The organism is Paenibacillus sp. V4I3, from assembly GCF_030817215.1.
Classification (GTDB): Bacteria; Bacillota; Bacilli; order Paenibacillales; family NBRC-103111; genus Paenibacillus_E.
The window spans coordinates 3,520,275-3,541,626 of the sequence record NZ_JAUSZA010000001.1 but is presented as its reverse complement, the minus strand read 5'-3'; the positions used below and the strand labels follow the sequence as shown (position 1 = coordinate 3,541,626).

At 44.8% G+C, this 21,352-nt stretch carries 15 protein-coding genes; 2 read left to right on the top strand and 13 right to left on the bottom strand.

Annotated features, from left to right (window positions below; all coding sequences use genetic code 11):
* Positions 1 to 4: 4 nt before the first annotated feature.
* The 10 genes from QFZ77_RS16305 to QFZ77_RS16260 form a co-directional block, all read right to left on the bottom strand.
* Positions 5 to 1,507 (bottom strand): winged helix-turn-helix domain-containing protein, encoded by a 1,503-nt coding sequence (locus QFZ77_RS16305; RefSeq protein WP_307441042.1) that lies wholly within the window; start codon positions 1,505 to 1,507, stop codon positions 5 to 7.
* Between the two features lie 158 nt (positions 1,508 to 1,665).
* Positions 1,666 to 2,502, bottom strand: a complete 837-nt coding sequence (locus QFZ77_RS16300) for a carbohydrate ABC transporter permease (protein WP_307441040.1) — start codon at positions 2,500 to 2,502, stop codon at positions 1,666 to 1,668.
* A 1-nt stretch (position 2,503) separates the two neighbouring features.
* Complete coding sequence (locus tag QFZ77_RS16295; RefSeq protein WP_307441037.1) at positions 2,504 to 3,409, bottom strand: carbohydrate ABC transporter permease; 906 nt, start codon at positions 3,407 to 3,409, stop codon at positions 2,504 to 2,506.
* 78 nt (positions 3,410 to 3,487) lie between these two features.
* Entirely contained in the window at positions 3,488 to 4,825 is a 1,338-nt protein-coding gene (locus QFZ77_RS16290) for an ABC transporter substrate-binding protein (RefSeq protein ID WP_307441035.1), read from the bottom strand.
* Positions 4,826 to 5,085: 260 nt separating this feature from the next.
* A complete protein-coding gene (locus tag QFZ77_RS16285) occupies positions 5,086 to 6,687 on the bottom strand; it encodes a response regulator (RefSeq protein ID WP_307441032.1) in 1,602 nt (533 codons plus the stop codon).
* The gene (locus QFZ77_RS16280) at positions 6,659 to 8,452 is read right to left on the bottom strand and encodes a cache domain-containing sensor histidine kinase (protein WP_307441031.1); all 1,794 of its coding nucleotides are present in this window, start codon (positions 8,450 to 8,452) and stop codon (positions 6,659 to 6,661) included. The genes QFZ77_RS16285 and QFZ77_RS16280 overlap by 29 nt, the downstream gene beginning before the upstream one ends.
* 120 nt (positions 8,453 to 8,572) lie before the next feature.
* Positions 8,573 to 10,015 (bottom strand): glycosyl hydrolase family 28 protein, encoded by a 1,443-nt coding sequence (locus tag QFZ77_RS16275; protein ID WP_307441029.1) that lies wholly within the window; start codon positions 10,013 to 10,015, stop codon positions 8,573 to 8,575.
* A 524-nt stretch (positions 10,016 to 10,539) separates the two neighbouring features.
* Positions 10,540 to 13,941 (bottom strand): alginate lyase family protein, encoded by a 3,402-nt coding sequence (locus QFZ77_RS16270; RefSeq protein ID WP_307441028.1) that lies wholly within the window; start codon positions 13,939 to 13,941, stop codon positions 10,540 to 10,542.
* Between the two features lie 41 nt (positions 13,942 to 13,982).
* Positions 13,983 to 15,008, bottom strand: coding sequence for an alpha/beta hydrolase family protein (locus QFZ77_RS16265; RefSeq protein ID WP_307441027.1), 1,026 nt, complete (start codon positions 15,006 to 15,008; stop codon positions 13,983 to 13,985).
* A 32-nt stretch (positions 15,009 to 15,040) separates the two neighbouring features.
* Positions 15,041 to 16,162, bottom strand: a complete 1,122-nt coding sequence (locus tag QFZ77_RS16260) for a glycoside hydrolase family 88 protein (protein WP_307441025.1) — start codon at positions 16,160 to 16,162, stop codon at positions 15,041 to 15,043.
* Positions 16,163 to 16,269: 107 nt separating this feature from the next.
* On the opposite strand from QFZ77_RS16260, the gene QFZ77_RS16255 reads away from it, so the two are divergent.
* Entirely contained in the window at positions 16,270 to 17,184 is a 915-nt protein-coding gene (locus QFZ77_RS16255) for an AraC family transcriptional regulator (protein WP_307441024.1), read from the top strand.
* Here the strand turns inward: QFZ77_RS16255 and QFZ77_RS16250 are convergent.
* Together QFZ77_RS16250 and QFZ77_RS16245 are read right to left on the bottom strand one after the other, a co-directional pair.
* Positions 17,138 to 18,613, bottom strand: a complete 1,476-nt coding sequence (locus QFZ77_RS16250) for a beta-L-arabinofuranosidase domain-containing protein (protein WP_307441023.1) — start codon at positions 18,611 to 18,613, stop codon at positions 17,138 to 17,140. The genes QFZ77_RS16255 and QFZ77_RS16250 overlap by 47 nt on opposite strands.
* A complete protein-coding gene (locus QFZ77_RS16245; protein WP_307441022.1) occupies positions 18,597 to 18,983 on the bottom strand; it encodes a beta-L-arabinofuranosidase domain-containing protein in 387 nt (128 codons plus the stop codon). The genes QFZ77_RS16250 and QFZ77_RS16245 overlap by 17 nt, the downstream gene beginning before the upstream one ends.
* Positions 18,984 to 19,173: 190 nt before the next feature.
* On the opposite strand from QFZ77_RS16245, the gene QFZ77_RS16240 reads away from it, so the two are divergent.
* Positions 19,174 to 20,034: a helix-turn-helix domain-containing protein gene (locus tag QFZ77_RS16240; RefSeq protein ID WP_307441021.1), complete on the top strand. Its 861-nt coding sequence runs from the start codon at positions 19,174 to 19,176 to the stop codon at positions 20,032 to 20,034.
* 85 nt (positions 20,035 to 20,119) lie between these two features.
* Here QFZ77_RS16240 and QFZ77_RS16235 read toward each other — a convergent pair whose 3' ends face one another.
* Positions 20,120 to 21,286 (bottom strand): glycoside hydrolase family 88 protein, encoded by a 1,167-nt coding sequence (locus tag QFZ77_RS16235; RefSeq protein WP_307449571.1) that lies wholly within the window; start codon positions 21,284 to 21,286, stop codon positions 20,120 to 20,122.
* Positions 21,287 to 21,352 lie beyond the last annotated feature (66 nt).

The window sequence follows — 21,352 nt, the reverse complement described above, 5'->3', positions numbered from 1 at the left end:
CAACCTATTGCTGGTTGACAGTCACTGTGGCCCGTATGGGGGCAATATATCCTACAATTTCCTTGGTCTTGTCCTCTGACTCAGTACTTTGCAGGGCTGCCTCAGCAGCCTGTAGTTTCTGTTCGATGCCTTTCTGTTGGCCGGCAATCATTAACGCAGCCAACGCAGCCCGTGTGGCGGCAATAAGTCCCACAAGGTCTTTGGTCTTATCGTCTGGCTCGGCACCTTGCATGGCCGCTTCAGCAGCCTGCAGTTTCTGTTCGATGCCGGTTGGTTTACCGGCAATCACTAACACCGAAGCATACATCACCCATAACGAAGGCCTAGCATCCAGTACCTCCGCCCGTAGTGACTCCAGCCAATTCAGGACAGGGGCAACCGCGCCGCGAAGGTGCAGGGGCATCCCATCTCCTTCAACCAACCGCGCTGCGCGCTCAACATCATTGGCGGCAGCAGCATGGTGAAAAGCTTCAATCTCCAGGCCATTGTTTTCAAACCATACGCTAGCACGTTTGTGTAGTTCGGTCATGCCACTACCCTCATCCCCTGTAGAAGAGACAGTACTCTGGTGCAGCCGCTGCCGTAGCAAATCAGCAAAGAGATGGTGATAGCGGTACCAACACCGCTCGTTGTCCAAGGGGACGATGAACAGGTTGGTGCGTTCGAGATATTTAAGGGTTTCTTGCCCGGAAGATGAGGGGTCAAGCAGAACGGCATCACAAAGGGGACCACACAGGCGGTCGAGGATAGACGTGCGCAACAAGAAAGTCTGAACGCTTTCGGACTGATGTTGCAAAACTTCTTCAACCAGATAGTCAAGTACGAAATGGTGGCTGCCGGTGAACGATCGGATAAAGCTGGCTGTGTCTTTATGTCCATGCATGGAGATCGCGGCTAATTGCAGGCCGGCAATCCATCCTTCGGTGCGGGTTTCCAAGGCGGCTATGTCTTCCGATGAAAGGTTTAGGCCCATCACCTGGTTGAGAAATCCGGCGGCTTCGAAGGAGGTAAACCGCAAGTCTGCACCGCGCAATTCGGTCAATTGGTTCCGGACACGTAACCGAGCCAGGGGCAGATTTGGCTCTTCACGAGTAATGATAACCAGGTGCATCTGTGGCGGCAGGTGCTCGAGCAGAAAGGTGAATATATCATCAACTGGCTTGGCATCAATAACGTGGAAGTCGTCAAGTACTAGGACGAAATTGTCCGGGATGGTGCTAATTTCATTGAGCAGTATCGTCAGAATCGATTCGGTTGGCGGTGGCTGAGGGGATTGGAGCACAGTAAACACGCCTTCTCCTATATTCGCCGCAATCGTCTGTAACGCAGCAACTAAGTATGTAAGAAGGCGTGCCGGGTCTTTATCGAATTCATCCAGCGACAGCCAGGCGGCTGGCCGTTCGCAACCGGCGAGCCATTCGCTGACCAGTGTGGTTTTACCAAAGCCTGCTGAGGCAGAGATGAGGGTCAGTTTACAGTGCAGCCCCTCGTTCAGCCGCTCAATCAAACTAGGGCGTAATACCACTTTGGTCCGAAGCTGGGGGATGTATAGTTTAGTTGCTAAAATTGGCATATTCATAGATCAAATATAACATTGCAGTTCTTCGCCATCAACTTAATCCTTCCACACATTACAGGTTGACTGCCTTACTTTAAGCAGTTATATCAGCCCTTTGTGGCACCTGCTGCGACTCCTTTGATGAAATACTTTTGCAGCGCTATAAAAGCAATAAGAACAGGAACGATCGACATGGCTGTACCTGCAAATACCATATCCCATTGAGACGCATACTCGCCTACAAAACCAAATATTTCCACAATCATTGTTTTTGGCTTATCGGATGGAAGCACCAGGCTTGGCATCAAAAAGTCGTTCCAAATTCCGAGGCCTTGAAGCACCACCATACTCGCCGTACAAGGTCCCAATAGCGGAAATACGATCCGCCAAAATATACCGTATTTGGAACATCCATCAATCTCTGCGGCTTCTTCAATCTCACGAGGAATCCCCTTCAAGAAGCTCGTATACAGCAAGCATCCGAAACCGACCGAACCGGAAATATAGATGAGAACCGGGGATCCCAAACTTCCATAAAGCCCTAGTAATTTCATTTCCTTGAACAACGGAATCATATACACTTGAAAAGGAATCATCATCCCGGCTAGAAAGTATATATACACAAGATATGTCCACATTTTGTTCGTCCGTTCAATCGCATAAGCCGCCATTGGAATAACACCGACCATGCAAATAATCGATACAAAGGTCAATAGAATACTATTCAACATAGCATGAGGAAAATCAGTCTTTGTTAATAAATATTTAAAGCTTTCTACATACACGCTGGTTGGAAATGCGATTGCGTCTCGCAATATCTCCCCATTGCTTTTAAATGCCGAGATGAGAGTGAAATAAATGGGGAAAAAGAAAATAACGGCGATGCATAAGGTTATGATAAAGAGGAGCAGATCTAACCCTTTTTTTGGACTTTTTGTTTTCATGTTACATCTGAACCTCCCTTTTGCGAAGAACCTTAATTTGAATAATCGAGACAATCATGATCAGTATGAATAGTACAAGCGATAGTGCCGTTCCATAACCCTGTCTCAACTCACCAAAACCTACTTTATAGATGATATAAGTCAATGTTTCTGTCGAGAAACCAGGACCGCCATCGGTCATAACGGCGATTTGATCGAATATTTTCAAAGATCCAATCATCGACAGCATCATACATACCGTAAAGGCACCCGCAAGTAAAGGAAATGTAATATGTCTGAATTGCTGCCAGCGGTTTGCTCCATCAATACTTGCCGCTTCGGTTAATTCAGGCGGAATCCCTTGAAGTCCGGCTAAATAAATAATCATATAGTAGCCTGATGCCTTCCAAACGGTAAAGACGATGATCGCGATGAGTGCATAATCTGGATTTCCAAGCCAGTCAAGCTTTAGAGAAGATAAGTTTAACTTATCCAGTATCTGCGTAAGCACACCGAAGTTATAGTTTAAAATAATCGTCCAAACAAAACCTAATACGATACCGCTTAATAGAACCGGTAAATAAAATATGCTTCTAAATAGGTTTCGGAACCATTTCACTTGATCAACCAGCATAGCCAAGGCTAAAGCAACCACATTCTCTAAAACGACCAAAACGATGGAAAGAATGAGTGTATTTTTAAGAGCATTATGAACGCGGTCACTATGCCACATTTCTACAAAGTTATCAAAACCAATATAACGGATGTCATTACTTATTCCGTCCCATGAAGTAAAACTGAGATACACACTTCCGAATGTAGGAACAATTACAAACATGGTATATAGAATAAAAGCTGGTAAAAGAAATAGTACGGAATAGGAAATCCACAACCTCTTTTTCTTTTCTGGTTGTATGGTGGTTGCCATTCTCTCACGCTCCAATCGGCTTAGAGAAGGAGAACCTCCGCTGCCTGCAGAGGTTCTTCCATTTGTAGCCGAGTATTATTATTTTTTCATTGCTTTAACTGCTGCATCCCATTCCGCATCCGCTTTTTTCATTTGTTCTACGCTGAAGTCCTTTTTAATTATCCAATCCTGAGCAAGCTTATAGAACCAGTTGCGCCATGTTGGAGGCATTTGATTCTCACCCCAGAACGCATTGATTTGAAGGGATTTAATCGTCTTCGGATCAGCCATCAAATCGAGAACTTCTTTAAGCTGGGGACTAGCTTCATAACTGATTTTCTCTTTGGTAGAAGGAATTGCGCTTGCTGCTTTCAGATAAGCCGCATAATTGTCTTTGCTGAAGAAGAATTTAATGAATTCACTCATCGCTGCCACTTTATCCGGATCTTTAGCTGCCGCAGCAGATAACGACCAACCAGAAGGTTTCGCCAACCCGTTCACAATAATTCTGCCTTTTTGATCTGGAACCGGATAGAAACCAAATTCGAATTTAGGATCTGCTTGCGCAATTTGCGGGAACATCCAAGGACCGGAGAACAAGCTGGCCGCTTTGCCTGTTACAAGCATCGAAGCCGTTTGGTTATCAGCTGTACTCATGAAGCCCGGATCAACATATCCTTTAGTGAAAAGCTCAGTGAAAAGCGTCATTGCTTTCATTGGTCCAGCGTCCGTGAAACTTACTTGGCCTTTAGAACGCTTGGAATTCCAATTAGGGTCATCGCCAAGAACTTCATCCATCAAATATTTATTAATCCAGAAGCCCCAGTGGAAAATATCCTTACCACCCATTACGATTGGCGAAATGCCTTTGGCCTTCAACTTCTCTTGTGCTGCAAGAAAGTCAGCATAAGTCTTAGGCTCTTCTGTTATGCCTGCATCTGCATAAGCCTTTTTGCTGTAAATAATCCCATGTGGCGCTTCCAAAGCAATAGGCGCATTATAGACTTTACCGTTTACTTGAGGAATGGAATCGAATAATCCTTGCAGTTCCTTAGGCAATTCTGCAAGCTTGCCATTGTCTGCGAATAGCTGTGTGTCACGCATCTCAACCAGATCCGGGAATTCGCCAACAGCATCTTTCGTTTTTAAAAAATCGAGGTAGGAAGCAGAAGTAACCTCAGTGAGATTTTTAATTTTGATATGTGGAAATGCCTTGCCGAAGGCGGCAATTGAATCTTCCACCGCTTTTTTCGTCGCTGGATCGCCTGGTGCATAAATGATACTGAAAGTTACGTCTTTCTTAGGTGCTTCGCTGACTTTAGCTGAAGCTGCGGGAGAAGCGCTGGAACCTGTATTCGATGCTTTACCGCCGCATCCCGTTAATGCAAGGGCTAGAGCTGTCGAGCCAACTAATACTTTTGCAAATTTTTTAGCCATCTTAGATAAACCTCCCTATATATTCAATCCCTTAGACGAAAGCATATTGGCCGCTTCATTTGTTCGTCCACATTAGCATCCGTTCTGTGACTTAAGATTAACACATGCATTTTTGCTTTAGAATGAAGTTTTTTAAGATTAATATGCAGCATTTAAAGATGTGTAAAAATTGAAATCAAAATAACACAAACGGAAAAAACCTCTAACCGAATCCTGATACAATGTCGCCAGGTGTCTGTTGAAGGTTGAGGAGCTTGCGTTCATTGCTTCTGAGATTTGTATTCTTGCGGAAGCTTACCGAAGTGTTTCTTAAACATATCACTAAACTGCCTGGCGTTGTTGTATCCTACTAATTCCGCGATTTCATAGACCATCTTATCGGTTTGTAGCAGCAATTTGACAGCTTGCTTCATTCGTACATCCGTTACATACTGTTTGAAATTTTCATTGGTATGCTTTTTGAAGAAGCTGCTGAAATAATAAGGGTTCATATAGATCATGGAAGCAATACTCTCAAGCGTAATGTTTTCGCTATAATGCTGTTCAATATACTCTTTCACAAATTTCATTTGCTGGGCTTCTTTACCTCCGCTAGCCAAATGCAATTGTTCGAGCATATTCGTTACTTTTAAATTCACAAAGGCCTTTAACTCTTCAAATCGATGAAACTGGTGCATCCTGTGAAGCCAATCCTGCTGTTCCTGCAAGGATGCACTTGATGGGATTCCGACTCCGGCCAGCTCCTCGGTTACTTCGGTAAGCACCGAATAACAGCTCATTACCGCGGCTTCTTTACTTCCACGCGATGAAGCTTCCACTTGTTTGAACAGTTCTTCGGTTATTTGTGACACTTGATCCTTCTCTTTAGCAAGCAATGCTTGGATAATAGATTGTCTTAATTGACCTAACTGGTGCTCCGAAGCATGCATTTCCTTAGTTAAGGACCACAAAGGTATCACTTTACCCGTGCCAGTAAAATAACTGCTTTTTAATGAGTGAAGTGCTGCTGTATAGGAGCTCTTGATCTCCCGGAAATTGGAAACTGTTTCTCCAATACTAACCGTTACGCCAATTTTCAAATAATAACGAATCTTGTCCAATATATCTTCGCATAAGGGAAGGATGTCCCGTTCTACTGAATGATTAACAATCGCACATAAATTTTCCGACTTGCGAATCACAACACCCATTCCATACTCGCGGATAAGCTCATCTGCCATATTGGTAATCGCAAACAGCAATAGGCGCTTCTCGTGCTCCTCCCACCTGTTATCCGCAGCCTGCAGCTGCTCAAGCTCAATGACCAAAATCGTGAACCTTTCATAAGAAAAAAGGATTTCCAAAGATTGCAGCTTTCGCTCCACCTCCTCGATGCGAATATCGCCCTCTGTTAACCGATCGAATAATTCTTCTAGCTGCGTATTTTTGTCCTTCTGCTCGTAGACAGCCAGTTTTCCTTTGGAGGACTGCTCATTGTGTTCTTCCTGGAGCATAGCTATAGCTTTATGCACGGCTTCGCGCAAAAGACCTTTCTCAATAGGCTTCACTAAATAATCAACCGCACCGTACGCAAGCGCATCCTTCGCATATGAGAATTCTTGATAGGCACTGATAAAGATGACCTTCGTATGAAGCCCTTGCTTCTGAATTTCCTTAATCACATCAATTCCTGTGCCGTCAGGCATACTAATATCGGTGATAACCAAGTCGGGATTTTCTTGCTCGATGAGCTCCATAAGCCCCTTTCCCGTCCATGCTTCTCCTACAATCTCGATGCCGAGCTCTTGCCAGGGGATTAGTTTCTTTAAGCCTTTAATGATAATTGGCTCATCATCAGCTATTATGGCGTTCAGCACTTGCATTCACCTCTCCCAATGGAATGACCATCCTTACGGAGGTTCCGATATGTTTAGTGCTATTGATTTCTAAACCGTAGTCTGGTCCGTAGAGCGTTACAATACGATCGTGGACATTCTTTAATCCAATGCTGCTTCCGCCTGAGTCGAGAGAATAGCTGCTTTCCAGCTTTTGACGAACCTGATGAAGCGTTTCCTCCGTCATGCCGACACCGTCGTCATCGACCGTCAAACAAAGAAGATTATCCGCAAGCTTCTCCGCTATGATTCGAATTGTCCCTTTACCCGACTTCGGCATAATGCCATGATATATCGCATTCTCAACGATCGGTTGGATCGAAAGCTTAGGCAAAGAACAACTTAGCACATCCCCTTCAAAACGAAAATCCATAGATAGCTTATGCTCGCCATAACGGAGCTCCATTAGCCGGAAATATTGTTCGATGTTTGTTTTCTCCTCTTGCAAGGCAACTGTTTCTTGGCCATAATCAAGCACATACTTCAATTGATGCGATAACGACAAAATCATATCTCCTACTTCATTGTCATCGTTAGCTACCGCACTCATTCGAATAACCTCAAGGGTATTATACAAGTAATGGGGCCTAATTTGATTCTTTAAAGCATTAAGCTCCGCATGCTTTTGTTTGATCTGAGCAACATAGACCTCATCGATGTAAGATTGCAAGCGCACAACCATTTTGTTGAAACCTCGAGACAACAACCCGAGTTCATCCGCAGTTTGCACGGTTACTTGGGTATTGAAATTTCCTGATTCTACCTTAGCCATTTCACTAGTAATACTGCGAATCGGCTTAGAAAATCTTCTGGAGAACCAGATGGCTACCAAGATGAGCGATACGATACAAAGACCGACGACAATCGTGATCGTATTAATAATTTTCCTGGTTCTCACAACCAGCTCATCTTTATATAGCTCGCCAACAATTTTCCAAGCAACATTGGAATTATCTTTCTGCATCCGAAAATATTCGTTAGAATCGTTCTGCACATAGGTTTGACCTATAGATGCTCGATCACTGCTATATAGGATTCTGTTGTTTTGATCCAGTACATAGACCACATCTTTAGAATTCAACATCATTTGTTGGAAAATTTCATCGAATGCCCCCATGCTTACATCCATATATAAGGAACCTACAATTTCCCCCTCAACACCTGGAGCATTTACCACATTCACTAGGTTTCGGCCAAAGGTAAGTACTTGTTGATTGGAACCGAGATAGTAATTATCAAGATGAGTGGGGAAATAAGACAGCAGATTACGATTCTGTTGGAGCACTTCCCCCCACTCTCGATCAGGGAATTGATAACGAAAATCGAAAGTTCTATTCTGTTTGGTCACCGTTTGATAAGCGCCATTCGGGAATACGAAGAATACACTTTGCAAATGCCGGTCCGTATACAGCACCGTTTGCAGAAAATCATCCACTGTCCGAGTCAAGCGATAGTCACCCTCAAGGGTTTGTGCTGCAATAGTCTCTCCAAGTACTTGCCCTTTGTTCGTACCATAAGAATACATTAGCTTGGATTCATTATTATATCGGTTATACATGTCATCAACATTTTTACTTGCGAACAGCAGCATTTGTTCAAAGTTGGTAACTGCATATCTTTCCAAATAGTTGCTAAATGTATTCAATGAAATATAGCTGAGCGCGAGCAAAGGAATTAACCCTACGATAATAAAGGAAAATGTAAACTTGGCGAAGATGCTCTTACTAAATCGTAATTTGGAAAAAGAATTCAAATGATCGCCTCATTCCTTAACACTGGACTTGTATCCCTATCATAACAAAATTCGCATATTGCGACAAAAAATCCCCGCATCTCTAGGATACAAGGATTATTATTGCAAATACTACTATTATTACTCGCAAAAAGATACGCCCTTTGCATGCTCATTAAGCTCAATGTTCCCCTGCTCAGGGCTCATTATCAACTGGCCATTTATGCGCAGATTGATGAATTGGACACCTTCCACAGCCCGTTCTTTATCATAGCCATAAATGCGATTCGAGTTCGCATTCTTTCCATTATACGAGACGTTCCGGAACGTAATGTTTTCAATTCGGTTGCCTGCAACAGGATTGTAGTCCTTGTTCCAAACGACACGCAGGTCAAACAATTGACCTAATTCAAATTCCTCCACCCGAATGTTATCATAGGTTACATTTCGGACCGTATTCTTATCTCCTGCGTTAATCGCCATCGCTCCCCAATAATTAACTTGTGGCTCATGGTGCTCAAGAATATCGATATTTTCGAACAGCACATTCTCAATCGTATCCCCATCCTGGTGATGGTCACCGTGGGTTCCGATCATCAACGCATGAGCGACATCCGCCCAAAATATCGAATTGCGCACTGTTAGATTTCTCGCATCACCATGATAGTCCCAGCGTGTACCATAAAAGGCTATGCAATCATCGGATGTGCGTAAAAAGACATCATCAATCTCGATGTTCGAGCTATCCATCATATCGATGCCGTCCGACCAACCGCGTGTGCTAAACGACTTGAAGTTACGAATACAGATATGTTCCGACTTCCCGATATAAATACTATAATGCGGTGGATCCAAGGTCATGATGCCTTCGATAGATATATGCGTGGAAAATAGGATTCGAATACCTCGAAATGCAGAGAAGCGATGAAAGTCAGACAAATAGAGGAACCCTCTGCCCCGAATTTGGACATTCTCCACATGCTCGCAAACGAGCGATCCTACTACGATTGCACCTCCAGCTATATAAACGGTCGTGTTTGACGGTATGCGCAGGATGGTTTCCTCCAAATAATGCATACCTGGAGCAAAGTAAATGACTTCGGGCGTCTTGCCTCCTGGCATAACAGGTGTTGCGGCCAAGCGATAGATATCCTCGGTACGATGTATGGCAGGCTTTAGCACAAGTACTTTCGGATCGTCCTGTTGTGGAACATTCTCTTCTATTGGATTGGCAAAAAGATGAAGGTTACTAAAACGATCACCATTGATTTCGATAGACAGCTTACTTGGTCGATCCAGTGAAAAAGCAACCCTATTTTCGTCGCTCGAAAAAGGTATCTGGGATGATAGCGGACGTATGACCGCTTGGTCGACTTCTTGGTTTAGCACTGTCACCTGAACCTCAACCGTTCCTTCCATGTCGAAATAAACCATCGATGCTGAACGAACGTTATGCATATCAACTTTTACTTCATAAACGAACAGTTGCTGCCACTCTTGTCCAGGTGTTCGAACACTTACAGAAAAGTCATTCCTTCCAATAGCACCTTTTGGTGCCTCATAGACGATTAATCTGTTAGTCATTATTTCCTCCAGAGTATCACATATCTATAACTCCCGCTTCCATCGGATTTTGGCAGGGTTGCGGTACTACTATTATAATGAACTAAATTCCGATTTGGAGTGTGGTATTTTAAGATACATGTACGGTTTTTATAGACATTTAATGCCTGTTTAATCTGATTTCCGACCCTATTCGGCAGAGAGCGCGCTGGCACGAAAGCTGAGAGGTCTTTTTCCGACGTCTCAGGACACTTTCGCTCCACTCGAGCCAGTGAGACAGCCTTTTCTGCCTTCTCAGGCTCCAAACACGTTAACTTGCCTTCTCTCAGCAGATGAGAAGTCTTTTTCCGACGTCTCAGGACACTTTCGCTCCATTCCGAATCTGCGAGACAGCCTTTTCTGCCTTCTCAGGCTGCAAACACGTTAACTTGCCTGCTCTTAGCAACTGAGAGGTCTTTTTCCGACGTCTCAGGACACTTTCGCTCCACTCGAGCCAGTGAGACAGCATTTTCTGCCTTCTCAGGCTGCAACGAGTTGCATATTTATTACCTACCACACGCTAATTCATTGCGAATGAGAATACCATTCTTGTATTCCATGATATTGACTGTTATTTCGTCATGTTCAATATGATGGACAGTGATGATTTGTGTTCTGCCGTCTTTAAGAATCACTTCGACCGTATTTTCATCGGCAGCATTCACGGATAAGATCATGCTTTCCGTCTCGAAAGGTTCAACGATGGTGATATAGCGGCCAATTTTACCCTTAGTTTTAGTTCTTACAGCATACGTTTTGCGTCTTTGGGCTTCATCACCTGGGAAGGCATCGGCTCCAATCAATCCTACAAAACGCAAAGCATTCATTCCTGATAAATCAAGGGTTAGGGTGCCAACCATGTCATGGTCAATTGGGCTTGTAGGTATGGACGTCGGATATTCATTTCCTACGATTGTAACCCGTCCCCCCTCGTAATCCTTACCTATACCGAAGCCACGATCAATATTTTCGTAGACCACGTCTAAATCGCAAAGATTTTTCTGTCTGCCATCTGCTGTGACCACATAAGCTTCACCCCAGAAAAGCCCTTGTTTTGTTTTTTGCGGATATTTTTGTTCGTTGTAGGTAGGATTATTTTTGACTCTTAAAGTTAATGTTCTAGCCCCTTGAAGATCTATATCACACTTCCTCTCGCTTAGGAGCCATGCGCCAAACTCGCCTTCTGCCTTCACTTCACCATCTACTTCTACTTGGTACTCTAACGGTATCGTATATCCGTGATCCTCCGCAGTTATGCCTACGATTTGAGTCGATTGTTTAGGCCAAGCGGTGTGTACATCCATTTTCAATAAACCTGGTGTATTATGGGCTGTTCTCGTACCACGCATATCTTCGCCTTCACCAAAGATGGTTTCAAAGCTTGCAACACTTGTGCCGCCCACTTCATACCAATGACAATCCGTTATAAATTGCGTATCGGACAAAGGGTTTTCGGTAAATTGACTAGTATGCTTCCGTTCACTCAAGGTATCAGCCATTATTCCTTTGAATCCTTTTATTTGGAACAAACTATCATATTGATGCTCTGTTTCGCCTTTAAGGTAATCAAATAAAACAAGATAATCGTCGGTTACCCCCATCACTCTTTTTTGCGTGATTGGTTCTGTGAACTCTGACAATTCTCCATATGGAGGGGCATCTTTCACTTCTGGCAATGAGCTCGCATTCATCTTGCTTCTTTCTTCTAATGTTTTGGTCTCATTGTAAACCATTCCGCCATAAGGAGGATAGGACCACCTCGAATTTGTCTCTATCGCAACTGCCTGAATCGCCTTTCCGCTATAAAATAACAATCTTTTGGAATCACTGGGCACCTGCATTTTTCCATCGACTACGACCATATTTTTGGTCATCGAGTTTTGGACATAGAATTTGTACATAAAATGCGGATAACCCCACCATACATGCTCAGGGTTATAAAAGCTGCGCCCATAACGCATAATAGATAAGACTTCCGTACGATCAAAATGTCCATGAGCATATCCATGTGAGCCATATCGAATAACCGCTTGGATTTGGTCCTTCTGCTCTCTATTTTCAGTCTGACTTCTTAACATCGCTATGCCAACATTATCCGCATAAGCATTGTTTTTAACGTATGAAGAACGATGTTCCGGCAATTCTGCATGTCCAAATATCGGGTCCACATTAACATTTTGATGGATAACAGGGATGTATTCCGGGTCCTTATAATAGCTATAAGCCAAGTCGAAAGTCGAGCCAAAGTGCACACCCTCTAATTTCTTTTCATCGGAGTCACTAATACCAAACATAACCCCCCTGTAATCCAAAAATGGGATCGTCGCATCGAACATGTCTTTAATACAGATATAGTTTTTTCTATTGCCCCCCCACTTTTTGTTATACATACCGAATCTTACTTTTGCATCTTCACCGTTATAGGTACTATTCACTTCATCATTAAAGGGGATCGGGAAATGCGTATGCAAAATGTTAATTCCGAAGGGAAGCAAGGCATGTGCGGTATGGATATACATCGAGGATACCCATGTGTTATACCCCACGGAACATTCATGCCACCAGCCGTCATTAAACAAACCATATTTCAAGTGATGAATGGAGCCCCCCATGCCGAATGCAAAACGTAAGGCTCGCTCGATATCTTGGGTAGCCAGCGCACAATAAAAAGCGCCTGTTATTTCTGATAATAACCAATTAGAAATATGCCCTTGATGTAGATGTGTATCTAAGATATCCATATAGATACGGAACGTTTTTTCTACCCCTTGGTGTTCTTCAGGCGTCAAAACACCTGCTTGATGAATAATATCGTAGGGGATCGCTAGGTGCTGGAAGAAATGTCCTTCCTGTACATAGCTCTGGCTGCAGCCTTTTTTCTTTCTCGGATACCCTATTTCCTCATCTATGAAATAGCGTAGGAATTTAGCCACTTTCTCAGCATATTTGATGTCTTCGGTAAGCGCATAAGCATACGCAGCTGACATGATATTATGTTCTTCACTTGTGTTATAGCAGTAATCTCGTTCTTCTACGGGAGGTTTGACTTCCCAAGCATTCGCGGTTGCTATTAACTTATCATACTCCGGTTTGAATTTCGGATACTTATCAATCTTCTCCTTGGTTTCTTTCCACTGCTGCTTATTATGATAAATATAAGGATGCGGTAATCTTCTTAATGTTTTGAACTCGACTTTATGGACGCTTTCACCATTTGCTATAAAGTTAAGGATCGTATTTTCATGCCCGCCCGCTACCATATAATCATGTACTTTTACAATCGCTGTTATGTCCTGTCTGGCATTCGGCTCTAATACAAATTGGGATGGCGTAACAATAGGAAATAAAGATTCCCAGCCTTCAAATACTTGTTTGATGAGAACATTTTGTTTGGTTTCCGAACAATTATATACACTCATCGTATATACGACTTCTTCACCTACATTACCGGATTTACCCAACACATTCGTTTCAACAAATATCTGATCCCCTCGATGAAGGCTTACCGAAATTAATTCAGCATTCCCTTGCAGTTCAAAGCTTTTCAGAAATCTCCATATATCCCCTTTACTCATTTCTATTTCAAAATCGGACAGCTTCAGCTTTACATCATGCTTCCCAGACCCAGCGAGTAGAATTCTCGCGATAACACTCCTATTATCGATAAAACTAGCTTTGACCGTTATTTCAATTTCCTCAGCATGCGCGTTCAAATGAAGCTTCAATCCATGCCAGCCCATTGCTTCAAGCGAAGAGTCATTGCCTCTTTCAAATCCGATGGGATACCAGCCTACAGCATTAGGGGGTGTTGGGTATTCAATATTTACAGTCTCTCTTAAATCATAACCATGATCGCTTTGTTGTCCTACGACATGCCATTCTTCCAATAGATGAATAAGATTTAACACGAACTCACCTCCATATTGTTATAATTGCCGAACGAATTTCCTTATGATCGCAGGCACTCCGCAAGCCAATCAAAGGACTTACGTCCCGATATTTCGTGACTACCCGGAAAAAGATCCGATTGAAAACAATCCAGAGCATTCATGCCCATATAAATCTCCTTAAGCTCCGTAATAGCCTCGCGAACATTCTTTACTGGAAAGATTGGATCGTTCTCGCCTGATTCTACAAACAAATTACGAGGGGCTATTAAACCGATGAGCTCCGGTTGTTCGGCATCGGTCAGGATACCGGGTAAGTAATTGTCGATGCAGTGATGCATGGCAAGAATGCTTCCCTGAAACGTATTCGTCCACCCGGCAAGCACGGTGGCTTTAATACGGTCATCTAGTCCTGCCGTAAATGCGCTGATCAGACCTCCTCCGGAAAAGCCGAAAATCCCGATGCGGTTAGCTATGACATCATCTCGGGATTGTATGTAATCCAGCGCCCGGATCGCTTCGTAAACCCGCATGCCCGCCAATGTTCTACCGAACATCAACAATTGGGATGACAGCGTGCCGCAGGAACTGTAGTTTGGATTCGCTTGGATCTCTTCCGCCATCCGACGCACTCCGAAACCCATGATTTCCGGGATGACCACAAGCAGCCCCCTCTTCACCAGTTCGACAGCAAAACGATTATGGATTCCGGGTTCGTCCAACACGCTGCCGTTCGGAGCCAGACCAACAGCGTCTCGTTGACCATTGCCATGTCCATGGCAAGCCAGCACAGCAGGCCATGAGCTATTTCCATCTTTCGGTACCAACACCATGACAGGGACGTCTACGGATTCCATAGTTGTATATTGAATGTGCTCAAGATAATAATCGCCGTAATCTTTCGTCTCCAGCACAATTGGCTGAAGTGGTGTTACCGTTCCGGGAAAGCTTCCCAGCGCTTGCTTTAATCGGTTGCTCAGCTCCTGCCGATCTACTCCGATATCTTTCTTTCCTGAGCGCTGCTTAAGTCGCTCATTCTTCGTTTCCTCGTACAATCGCTTCAGAAATTCATCCGTTGTCCAGTTCATGTTGCTTCCTCTCTTCCAATTGATTATTATAATCAAAAAATGCGGTGCTTCCATCCATTAAGCTTGGATATCGCTTCCACGTAGTAATAATCGCCATAAATAAGTGATACATCAATAAACGAAGTTCCGCTGCCGGTGGCATGGAGCAAAATGGCTTCGTGCTCCGGCTGATCCCAAGTCGCATAGTTCTCAGTCAGCGAACGCAGGATCCGCTCTGCTGCACCGGCGTACAACCTCTTTTCTCCTGCCGGTACGAAATCTGCAAGATCAAGTAAGCCTGAAGCGGCAATCGCCGCTGCTGAGGTATCCCTCGACATCCCCTCTTCCGATTCTAAGCGGAAATCCCAATACGGGACATGATCCTCAGGCAGCGCTGCAATGAAGTAATGTGCGATCCTCTTCGCTGTATGAAGAAACCGATCATCCCCCGTGTGACGATACGTATTCACAAAACCGTATAATCCCCAGGCCGTACCACGGCTCCATGATGATTCCGGAGACAAGCCTTGGCCGCCAAAGTTTTCGATATAAGCACCAGTCTCTGCGTCGAATGAAAGGATGTGCTTCGTCGATCCATCCTCTCGGATGCCATATGCCATCGTCGTCTCGGCATGACGAATCGCCATATGTTTATACCTAGGATCACCAGTCACCTTACTAGCCCAGAACAGAAGTGAGATGTTCAGCATGCAATCGATAATGACCCAGCCGGGTACTGGTTTACCATCAGGTCCATTATTCCAGGCTCGGATAAATCGCCCAACAGGATTATAACGTGCTGCTAGAAAATTCGCTGCCTCAATCCCTCGACGGAATCCATCCTCATCCCCTGTTAACGTATTTTTGATAACAGCTGTTGGCAGAAATTGAAATCCTACGTCATGATGCAGCTCCTCCGTCGGTTTCACGAACCACTCTTCCAGAAGGCAATCCCAGTGCCAGGCAGCCTCTTTATAGTAATCCTTGCCTGTCATGTCATTCATGATCCACAGTATGCCCGGCCAGAAGCCAGTCGTCCACCAATCGGAGCCGATGTCGTCAAACTTGCCGTCTTCCCCTGCGAAATGCGGACATTTCGTACCCATTTGATCCATCGTGCGTGTAACTTTTCTATCGAGCCTTGCCATGATGTCTTGCCAATATGTTGTACTCATTATGAATACCTCCATCTGTTTTTATCCATTATAGATCACCATTTCACGCAAAAGTTATGATACAATATCAACAAATGTTCATATTTTGTCATATAGGAGGTAGCCCTATGAACCGGCTATTCGAACCTGTTATCTTTGATCATAAAGACATCGTTTGGGATTATCACCTCAGGTCTGAAAATGGCTTCAAAGGGTACTATCACTGGCATCAATGCTGCGAAGCAGTCTTCGTACACGAAGGACAGGGCAGCATCGTCCTGAATCGCCAGGCTTACGAAATCAGACGAGGAATGTTCTTCTTCTTCCAGCCTTTTCAACTCCATCGTATTCACGCAATGGTTAGTCCTGAAACACCCTATGTTCGATCCATCTTTTATGTAGATCCTGTTCTCATTGAACAACAATTACGTCCATTCCCGAAAAAGCACGCCCTTTTTACTGCATTATGGCAAGGTAGTGACCGTAATCATGCTTATGATCTTTCCCTACAAGCAGAATCGATAGAATGGATTTACTCATCCTTTAATCGCAATAACGATGATAACGTTCGCGATTGTGAAGATATCACTTTGCTTTTGCTGCAACTTTTGAATGTTGTGGACAGTGTGTACGCGAAAGTGAAAGATGTACAAGAGGCATTGCGAAGAAATCCGCGTTACTCGGAAACGATTATGAGTTGGATCGAAAAGCATTATCAGGATGACGTTAGTCTTGAAAATTTGGCCAAAGAAACACATCTGTCCACGAGCTACATTTCTAGAGTTTTTCGTCAGGAGACAGGCAGCAGCGTAACGGATTACTTGACGGCCAGACGGATGAAACAAGCCTGCAGATTGCTCGAGACGACGGATTTGGCGGTCGAGGAAATCGGTATTCGAATCGGCATACCGAACGCCTCTTACTTTATTCAGCTCTTCAAAAGGGTGGTCGGAATAACTCCGCTCAAATACAGGAATGATAGAAGCGCACCATCTCTTAAGACGTCTGGATTGGAAAATAAATCGAATAACTTTCATCTTTAACCTCATACAAAGGAATGAACCTAAATCCGCGGTCCACCGCCTTAGTGCGGTAATATCCGGGATTCCACCAGCCATGGTTCCGCTCTCGGTCAGGAGCCAACATCGTATCCGGACGAGAAGGATCCCCAGAAAGCACCCGTTCCTCACTGGTTAATCCCGCAAGCACGATCGGACCATCTAAGAACGCATAGGTACCTGGCTCTCCAGGAAGAGGTTCAGCCGTTAACGCCTTCGAGAATTCGATGGTAATCGTATCGCCACTAAGCCATTCTCGGGTGAGTTGGAAGAAGGACGATGCTTCTGCCACTCCCTGCGCCTGTTCGACGCCATTCACTGAAATCTTTGGGTGGCCCTTCAGCCACCAAGGCAAGCGCAGCTTCAATGTAAATGTAGAAACTTTCTCAACCTTGACGGTAATTTTATAAATGAAGCTGTCCGGACGTTGAACCGGAATGGACGGAATGCTCACTTTCGTAATCGCGGTCATACCTTCAACGGACCAGTTGTTAAGTGGATAAATGCCGTGCTGTCCGTCCTGTTCCAAGCGGATACTTAATGCGCTGCCGCCGTGATCACAATGCAGCTCGGAAGGCAGCCATTGACAGACGGTGATTCCGCTCTCTTCCTCCATGAAAATTTGCGACTCATAGGATGCGTTAGCCTGCATAAGCGTACCGTGACAGCACCAGAAGTGCTGAGTCGGTGAGCCCCATGTTTTTTTGCTGCCTGCAGCTGCGCCGAGGAAATATGAAATCATGCCAGTATCCCCATGTTGATGAGCAAGCACACCATTCATAAACCGACGCTCCCAATAGTCGGCATAAATAGGATCACCCGTCCAGCGGAGCAGCACTTGCGCAAGGCGCATCATGTTGTAGTTGCAGCAGTGCTCCTGACCGACGCCGAGTCTGGCAGCCATTTCGTTTGCCGGCATCCATAGCTCGCCATTGTCGCCTGCCCCTGTAGCAACATAACCGCGATTTGTGACGGCAGTGGCCCAAAACGCTTCCACTATTTTTCGGTACCGTTCATCCCCTGTTACTTCCCAAACCCGTGCAGCACCAAGAATCTCAGGAATTTGTGTATTGGCATGCTTGTTCGTCAGTACATCTTTTCCTTCCATCAGCGCATCGAAAAATCGCCGCCGATCGTATCTCCGTATGAGCTCGAGATGCTTCTCATCGCCGGTAATCCCATACAGATCCGCCCAAGCTTCCAGCATGCCGCCGGTCTCAAGATCAAGCAGATCGTCCATCTGCTCCTGCGAGAATTGTCCCGTCCAGCGATAAAACCAGGCTGCGATGCCTGAAATCAGATGTACCGCATGCTCATTGTCCGTGATTGCATAGATTTCATACAATCCCATAAGCAGTTTATGAATCGTATAGTGAGGTGCCCATACGAATTTACCACTAGCTATGCGGTCCATATATGTTTCTGGGAACGCAGCAAGCCACTCCCCTCCATTCGCTTCTCTGACAGCGCTTCAATTCAGCTACGATATAATCAGCCTTCGCTTTCACTAACGGATCGCCAGTTTGCGCATATATGCGGGCTGCTGCCGAAAGCCAGTGTCCCATAATATGTCCTCGCAGCTCGCAGGTTGGCGATTCCCAACCCCAATGCCAATGCTCCGGACCATCCATGCTTGTGGTCGTAGCGCTAGTAGTGCCGCCGTTGCCGCTATAGCTCCACAGCCCTGCTTCCAGATAAAAACTACGGAGTAAATTCTCGTTGGTCAGGCTTATCATGTACTGTTTATTTAGTTCAAACCGCTTCTTGAGTGGACCCGCTAGCAATCGAACGTGTCCAGCCGGAAAGTCTCACATGACCGTCTTTCCTCTCATCACTTCTCACCCATTCTTTTTTTTGTTTTCTTTTTCATTTTAAAGTTATGATATACTTCACTCCATACACTATATTTTGAATTTTCATATACTTTTTTTGTTATTTATTAAGCAACAAACATGTTGAGAGAGGAATCGCTCTATGGACAAGTTCTTTGATTTAACTGCGGACAGATTCCCGTTGATCCGGGATATTGGCTTGAACCAAACGGATACACGATATACCCATCCTGACCGTATTCTGGACTACCATGTATTCCTCTATGTCGCCAAAGGAGGCATGCAAGTCATCGAGGAAGGATCTTCCTATGTTGTAGGTGAACAGGAGTACTTATTCTTAAAAAAAGGCTTACATCACTGGGGCCTACCTGAGACGCTGGCGGGAACTTCCTGGTATTGGATTCATTTCGACACAGTCGCTGACGAAAGTAAGGATTACAAAGACCATACCCCGCGTCCCGAGCTGGAGTATTACTATCCCGATCATTATCAATACCGCGTCGTACTGCCCAAATTTGCTAAAGCACCCCTAGGAACAGAGAAACGACTTCATGCTATGATCCATGGAATGCGTGATTCAGCTGCTCACAAAATGACACGGACTAGCTTGAACGTCTATCAATTCTTCCTCGAACTGCATGCGGCCGCTTCCGATCAGGATGGAATCGCCGAAGCTGCTCGTCGGACGACCGACCGAATCATGACCTATTTGGTGGCACATCTCGAGGAGCCTTTCGATGCTGCCAGACTGCAAAAACACTTGAACATGAATTACAGCTACATTTCTGCCTCATTCAAAAGAGCAACGGGCAAAAGCATCGTAGAGACTCATACGATGTTAAAGCTGAACAAGGCGATCGAGCTGATGCGACTAAGCTCGTTGAACTTAGCGGAGATTAGTGAGCGGCTCGGGTATCAGAATCCTTTTTACTTTAGCAGAGTGTTCAAGAAAGTTTATGGCGAATCGCCATCAGCGTACATGCGGCAATTCTACAGGTCTTAAACAAAAGGGGCAGATCGAATTTAACATTCGTCGCCCCCTTTTGTTGTTCAAATCATATAAAATTTAAAATCACACTCTTGCCTGACTACCAGTATGGCTTCCAATCTTTCACAACGCGAATTAATGCTTCAAAATAGAAATAATCGCCCCAAATGTTGCACTCGTTGATGCCCATTCCGCGTGGCTTGTTGTACACGGCGTGAATCAACACGCCATTTGACTCTGGGTAATTCTTGGCTGTGTAGTTTTCGTGAAGTGATTTCAGGATGTGCAGCGCCGCATTCTCGTAGACGTTCTTCGACGGGTCTAGAAGCGGCAATTGTTTGGAGAGTTCGAGCAAACCGCATGCGGCAATCGCAGCCGCCGAGCTATCCCGCTCCTGTTCATTGCCTTCTAAGAAGATCAAATCCCAGTAGCAGACAAGATCGTCCGGCAGACGGTTAAGAAAATAATTTGACAGCTTCTTGGTCAATTCGAGCAGTTCTGTATCACCCGTATATAAATAGCTGAGAGGGAAGCCGCTGATTCCCCAGGCTTGACCACGCGACCAGCATGTATCGTCGGCATAGCCTTGATGAGTTCTTCCGAATCTCGGCAATCCCGTTTTCACATCCATATAAAAGGTGTGGTACGTCGATGCATCCTCTCTGACAATAAAGGCAGCTGCCTGCTTGACGTGACTTCTCGCTGCTTCGGCATACCTCGGCTCGCCCGACACTTCAGTCGCCCAGTACAGAAGCGGCAGATTCAAGTTGCAGTCGATGATCATTCTGCCCTGCTGTTCGGGGTCGCTGAGTTCTCCCCAAGCCTGAACGATGCCTGCTTTATCAAAGTAGCGTTCCATTAATAAATCCGCTGCGAGCAAAGCTGTCTGCTTAGCCTCTTCATTGCCGGTTAGCTTATAAGCAGCGACACAAGACAGAGAATACAGAAAACCAATATCATGCGTATTCGTTTCGATCCGTTTCTCTACGCGTTCCTTGTAGCCTTGAAGTTGGCTTTCCGCGACATGGCGGTATTTTTCATCCCCTGTATATTCGTAAGCAAGCCACAGCATACCCGTCCAGAAGCTCGAAGTCCACTCCACATTGTCAATGCCCGGATAAATCAGATTTTCGCTTGCAGGCGCCGGAAATTGATGCGTGAATGCTTCCAGATTACGATCGATTTGCTTAAGAATAAAACCAATAGCTTCCTCTGCAAATGTTGAATCTATGACTGGCGGTTGTCCAAACTGCTCCAGACGGCTCAATGGTTCCAAATTAATCGTATGCACAGGTTATCACTCTTTCTATTCATTAGTAGACTATCTTCTCAT